Origin of the sequence: Solibacillus sp. CAU 1738, assembly GCF_039888725.1 — a bacterium.
Classification (GTDB): domain Bacteria; phylum Bacillota; class Bacilli; order Bacillales_A; family Planococcaceae; genus Metasolibacillus.
Genome location: NZ_JBDQQN010000008.1, coordinates 149,732 through 156,068, shown reverse-complemented (window position 1 = coordinate 156,068; position 6,337 = coordinate 149,732). Strand labels below are relative to the sequence as shown.

Annotated in this window: 3 protein-coding genes; all 3 read right to left on the bottom strand. The window is 37.7% G+C overall.

Annotated features, from left to right (window positions below; all coding sequences use genetic code 11):
* Positions 1–457 precede the first annotated feature (457 nt).
* A complete protein-coding gene (locus tag AAFN87_RS18350; protein ID WP_347792507.1) occupies positions 458–1,552 on the bottom strand; it encodes an HD-GYP domain-containing protein in 1,095 nt (364 codons plus the stop codon).
* 299 nt (positions 1,553–1,851) lie between these two features.
* Positions 1,852–4,323, bottom strand: a complete 2,472-nt coding sequence (gene gyrA, locus AAFN87_RS18345; protein ID WP_347792506.1) for a DNA gyrase subunit A — start codon at positions 4,321–4,323, stop codon at positions 1,852–1,854.
* 24 nt (positions 4,324–4,347) lie between these two features.
* Entirely contained in the window at positions 4,348–6,285 is a 1,938-nt protein-coding gene (gene gyrB, locus AAFN87_RS18340; RefSeq protein WP_481886494.1) for a DNA topoisomerase (ATP-hydrolyzing) subunit B, read from the bottom strand.
* Positions 6,286–6,337 lie beyond the last annotated feature (52 nt).

The window sequence follows — 6,337 nt, the reverse complement described above, 5'->3', positions numbered from 1 at the left end:
TATCTGTCGCTTCCGCTTTCGATACATAAAAACATTTGCTGGCATCAATTTTGATGTCCAAAATTTTTGTTTCATAATTAAATGAAACTTTATTGATTAACGTTTTGCTTGTTCAGTTTTCAAAGTTCATCGTGTCAGCCGTTTGTCGGTGACAACTTTTATATCATAACACTTACCGAAGTTTGTGTCAACAACTTTTTTAAAATAATTAATTTAGTTGTTTTTCGCTTCATATCTTAGCGACTTACTTATAATAACAAGGATTTTTCTATACGTCAATACTATTTTTAAAAAAATATCATTTTATCATTTTCGTATATTATTGATATGTCCATTCAACATATATTCATAGTTAGAACAATCATTATTGCTTAAACCTTATCGCTTATACAATTTAAAAATACCGAATACTTCTGTTAAAGAGAAGCATTCGGTATTTTAATTGTATAGTAAAGAATTAATATTTATCCTTCGTAATTACACGTGAAATATGAAATGCACGAACAGCAGCTAAATCAATAATTTCCCCCGAACTCACGATTTTCACTAAAGGTCTTGTTGGCGCGTACTTATTAATAAACATTACTTCTGCATGCTCCTTATTTGAGAGCTCTACTTTTGTACCGATTGGTAAATCAGCAACGATATCAATTAATGCTTGTACAACTTTAATATCAAACTTACCGAACTCAGACTCTTTAATCATCTCAATTACTTGGAATGTCGCTCTTTTTTGGCTATACAAACGTTCACTTGTCATCGCATGGTATACATCAGCTACAGCAATAATTTGCGAGAAGACGGAAATATTCCCGTTTTTCTCACCTTTAGGATAGCCACTTCCATTTAAGCGTTCATGATGCTGGAAGATTGCGACTTTCATTGTATCTTTTAAAGCAGGTAAATTTTTCACCATTAAATAACTATTAATAGGATGTTGACGGATTTCAGCAAATTCTTTTTCCGTTAATTTCGTCTTTTTCTCACGGATTTTGGCAGGTACTTTTGCCATACCACTGTCTGCTAACATACCTGCAATAGCCATTTGAATACAAATACCACGCTCGTGACCTAATTTTTGCGTCATAATAGCAGATATTAAACCTGTTGCGATGCAATGATGATATAAATAATCTTTTGGATTCGAATAGCTATCTAAATCAAAAATGTACGAGCGATTATCTAGTACACGTTCAATTAAAGGAATCATCATCCCTCGTACTTTTGTAATATCTATTTTCGCACCTGATTGCCAGTTTAAAAATTCTTTCTTCAATTGTTGAATTGCATCTGCATAGTACTTTTCAAATGTATTAACAGTCACTATCGGCTGAACAATAACAGGTGTCGCCGCATCATTATCCTTCGCTTCAGGAATATTATCATTATAAACAAGTACTTTAGCAACGCGAAAGGCCTTAAATACATGCAGATGTTCATATGTAACTTTTGTATCTTTATAAATAATTGGATATTGAGTATTGGCAAAAATATCTTCTGCAATTACTTTACCTAAACGCAATTCAGAAACATTCATATAAGTAGCTTCCAACAGAAACCCCACCTTTAAACATTTACTTTTCTTTCCATTGTATCTTAACTAATTTGAGAAATTAAGAGGGAATATCTATTTTCTTAGAAAAACACATCGGATTCCGTTTATCCCCAACTAATTACTCCAGCATTAACTATTCAGAAGTAAAATACGTTCCGGTTTCTGCGACCTACCATTAACTACTCGTCGTAAAAATAATATGAGTTTGAAAGTTGACACAGGGATTAGTATTTAAAAGGGATCTATATAAAGTTACAAAGAGGCCGTCTCAACATGCTGTTCAGACGGCCCCATTATTAATCTTCTTGTTCGATTTCTTCTTCAACTAAATCGTCTGAATCATCTTTTTTCACTTTAGCAACTGTAGCTACAAGCTCTTCGTCGGCTAATCGAATTAAACGAACACCTTGTGTGCTACGTCCAATAACAGAAATATCATTGATGTCCATACGAATTAACATTCCGTTAATCGTAATCAACATTAAATCTTCTGTGCCGTCTACTGTTTTCACAGCGACCATTTTACCGTTCTTTTCTGTAATTTGCATCGTTTTAAGACCGACACCGCCACGACTTTGTAGACGGTACTCTTCTTCAGGGGTACGTTTACCGTAACCTTTTTCAGTTACAACTAATATTTCCTGACCAGGCTCCACGATTTCCATACCTATTACACAATCGCCCTCGCGCAATTTAATTCCGCGCACACCTGCAGCAGTACGACCCATCGAACGGATATCGTCTTCTTGGAAACGGACAAGCATTCCATCGCGTGTACCGATAATAATTTGTTTCATGCCGTCTGTTAAACGTACAGATATCAACTCATCATCTTCACGTAAGCCAATTGCAATTAAACCATTTGTACGGATATTTGCAAATTGTGCTACCGGTGTACGTTTTGTAATCCCTGTTTTTGTCGTAAAGATAAAGTATGCATCTTCATCGAAAGAATCGACGCGAATCATCGCTGTTACTTTTTCATCTTTTTCTACGTTTAATAAGTTTACAAGTGGTAAGCCTTTTGCTGTACGACCGTATTCAGGAATTTCGTAACCTTTTGCACGGAATACTTTCCCTTTAGATGTGAAGAATAGAATCGTATCATGCGTTGATGTGAATAGTAAGTGTTCTACGAAGTCATCCTCGTTCGTACCCATACCTTGTACACCGCGACCCCCGCGTTTTTGAGAACGATACGTGTTAGCAGCTAAACGTTTAATATATCCGTTATGTGTCAATGTCACGACAGAGTTTTCACGTGGAATTAAATCCTCGTCCTCAATCAATTCCATACCACCAGATGTAATTTCGGTACGGCGAGTATCATTATAGCGATCTTTAATCTCTAGCATTTCACGACGAATAATTTCAAGTACTTTACTTTCATCTGCTAAAATAGCTTTTAACTCACTAATTAGCTTTTGTAGTTCTTGGTATTCTGCTTCAATCTTTTCGCGTTCTAATCCACTTAAACGGACTAAACGCATATCTAAAATAGCTTGTGCTTGGCGTTCTGATAAGCTGAAGCGCTCCATTAATAGCGGCTTTGCCTCATCCCCACTACGAGATCCACGAATAATAGCAATAATCTCATCGATATGGTCAAGTGCAATACGTAAACCTTCTAAAATATGCGCACGCTCTTCTGCTTTTCGAAGCTCGAATGCAGTTCGGCGAGTAATTACAACTTTTTGGTGCTCTAAGTAATGGTGTAAAGCTTCTTTTAAACTCAATACTTTTGGTTGACCATCAACAAGTGCTAGCATATTGATACCAAAACTAGATTGCATCGCTGTTTGTTTATATAAGTTATTTAATACGACGTTAGCATTGGCATCTCGACGCACTTCAATTACAACACGCATACCACGACGATCAGATTCGTCACGTAAATTTGTAATGCCATCGATTTTTTTATCGCGTACAAGTTCAGCAATTTTTTCAATTAACTTTGCTTTATTTACTTGGTAAGGAAGCTCATGAATTAAAATTGTTTCTCTACCATTTGCTTTTAGTTCAATTTCTACTTTCGCCCGAATAATGATCGAACCACGACCGGTTTCATACGCACGACGAATACCAGAGCGTCCTAATATTAAACCACCAGTCGGGAAATCAGGACCCGGCATAAATTCCATTAACTCATCTGTCGTAATTGCAGGGTTTTCAGATAATGCTAGTACAGCATCGATTGTTTCCCCTAGTTGGTGTGGTGGAATATTTGTCGCCATACCGACAGCAATGCCGGCTGCACCGTTTACAAGTAAGTTTGGATAACGTGCCGGTAATACTTTCGGTTCATGTTCACTGCCATCGTAGTTTGGTTCGTAATCAATCGTATCTTTATTAATATCACGAAGCATTTCCATCGCAATTTTAGACATACGAGATTCCGTATAACGCATCGCCGCTGCACCGTCACCATCGACAGAACCAAAGTTACCGTGTCCATCGACTAACATATAACGATAGCTGAAATCTTGTGCCATACGTACCATCGCATCATAAATAGATGAGTCACCATGGGGGTGGAATTTACCCATTACATCCCCAACAATACGCGCACTCTTTTTATATGGCTTATCCGCTGTGTTTCCTAATTCCTGCATGCCGTATAAAATACGACGATGTACAGGTTTCAGTCCGTCACGTACATCTGGTAATGCACGGGATACAATAACACTCATCGCATAGCTTAAAAATGATGATTTTATTTCAGTTGTAATATTTCTTGACTCAATGTTTCCATGTTGAATGTCAGACAAAATAAGGACCTCCTTCCAATTGCACTAAATATCCAAGTCTTGCACGTATACTGCATTTTCCTCAATAAAATCACGACGTGGTGCAACTTCATCACCCATTAAATGATCGAAAATTCTATCGGCTTCGATTGCATCATCAAGCTCTACTCGAATTAATGTACGGTGCTCCGGATCCATCGTTGTATCCCAAAGTTGTTCTGCATTCATTTCACCAAGACCTTTATAACGCTGAACATTTGGTCTAGGTACTTTAGGTAAACGTGCTAAAATCTCTTCTAACTCTTGATCAGAATAACAATACTCTACATGCTTACCTTGCTTCACTTGATATAGCGGTGGCTTCGCTGCATAGACATAGCCCGCTTCGATTAATGGTCGCATGAAACGGAAGAAGAATGTAAGTAGTAATACACGAATATGTGCACCATCTACATCGGCATCAGTCATGATAACGATTTTATGATAACGTGCTTTTTCTAAGTTGAATTCTTCACCAATACCTGTACCAAATGCTGTAATCATCGCACGAATTTCAGCATTAGATAAAATTTTATCTAAACGTGCTTTTTCAACGTTTAAGATTTTCCCGCGCAATGGCAAAATAGCTTGGAAGTGACGATCACGACCATTTTTTGCTGAACCACCCGCAGAGTCACCTTCGACGATGTAAATTTCACATTCTGATGGACTAGTTGATGAGCAATCCGCTAATTTACCTGGAAGACTTGATACTTCTAATGCTGATTTACGGCGTGTAAATTCACGTGCTTTTTTTGCTGCGACACGGGCACGTGCTGCCATTGTTCCTTTTTCAACAATTTGGCGAGCAACAGTAGGGTTTTCTAACATGAAACGTTCAAAGCCTTCAGAGAATAAAGCATTAGTAATTTGGCTTACTTCTGAGTTGCCAAGTTTAGTTTTTGTTTGCCCTTCAAATTGTGGATCTGGGTGTTTTACTGAAACAATTGCGGTTAAACCTTCTCGAACATCTTCCCCTGTAAGGTTTGTATCTGCTTCTTTTAAGAGACCATTTTTACGGGCATAGTCATTAATGATACGCGTTAATGCTGTTTTAAAACCTGATTCATGCGTACCACCTTCGTATGTGTTGATGTTATTAGCGAACGACATAATTGTTGAAGAGAAGCCCGCATTATACTGCATTGCAACCTCAACTGAAATACCGTCTTTTTCACCATATACATCAATCGGATCATGAATTGGCTCTTTATTCGCATTTAAATGTTCCACGTAAGAGCGAATACCGCCTTCATAATGATATGTTGTTGAGCGAACTTCTTCTTCACGCTCGTCAGCAATTGTAATACGAATACCACGATTTAAATATGCTAACTCACGTACACGAGTTGCTAAAATATCGTATTCATAAACTGTCGTTTCCTTAAAAATTTCTTCATCTGCTTTAAAGCGTGTTATTGTTCCTGTCTCGTCGGAATCACCAATAATAGTTATAGGCTGTACTGTTTTACCACGTGAAAATTTTATTAAGTGTACATGCCCATCACGTTTTACAACTACTTCAGTGGAAACAGATAGAGCATTCACAACTGAAGCTCCTACGCCGTGTAGACCACCCGATACTTTATAACCGCCACCGCCAAATTTACCACCAGCATGTAGCACTGTCATAATAACTTCAACAGCAGGCAGGCCCATTTTTTCTTGAGTACTTACAGGAATCCCACGTCCATTGTCTTCTACTCGAATCCAGTTGTCCTTTTCAATTGCTACTGTTATTTCCGAACAAAAGCCAGCGAGTGCTTCATCGATACTATTATCAACAATTTCCCACACTAAATGGTGTAACCCTTTTGAACTTGTTGAACCGATGTACATCCCTGGGCGTTTTCGAACTGCTTCTAAGCCTTCTAATACTTGTATTTGATCAGCATCATAAGCTTGTTGCTGAACTTCTTTCTCTTCTAATGCCACCTTGTTCACCTACTCTTTCTCAAACTCTGTCGTTGCAAAATTAATAAATGGCACAATTACT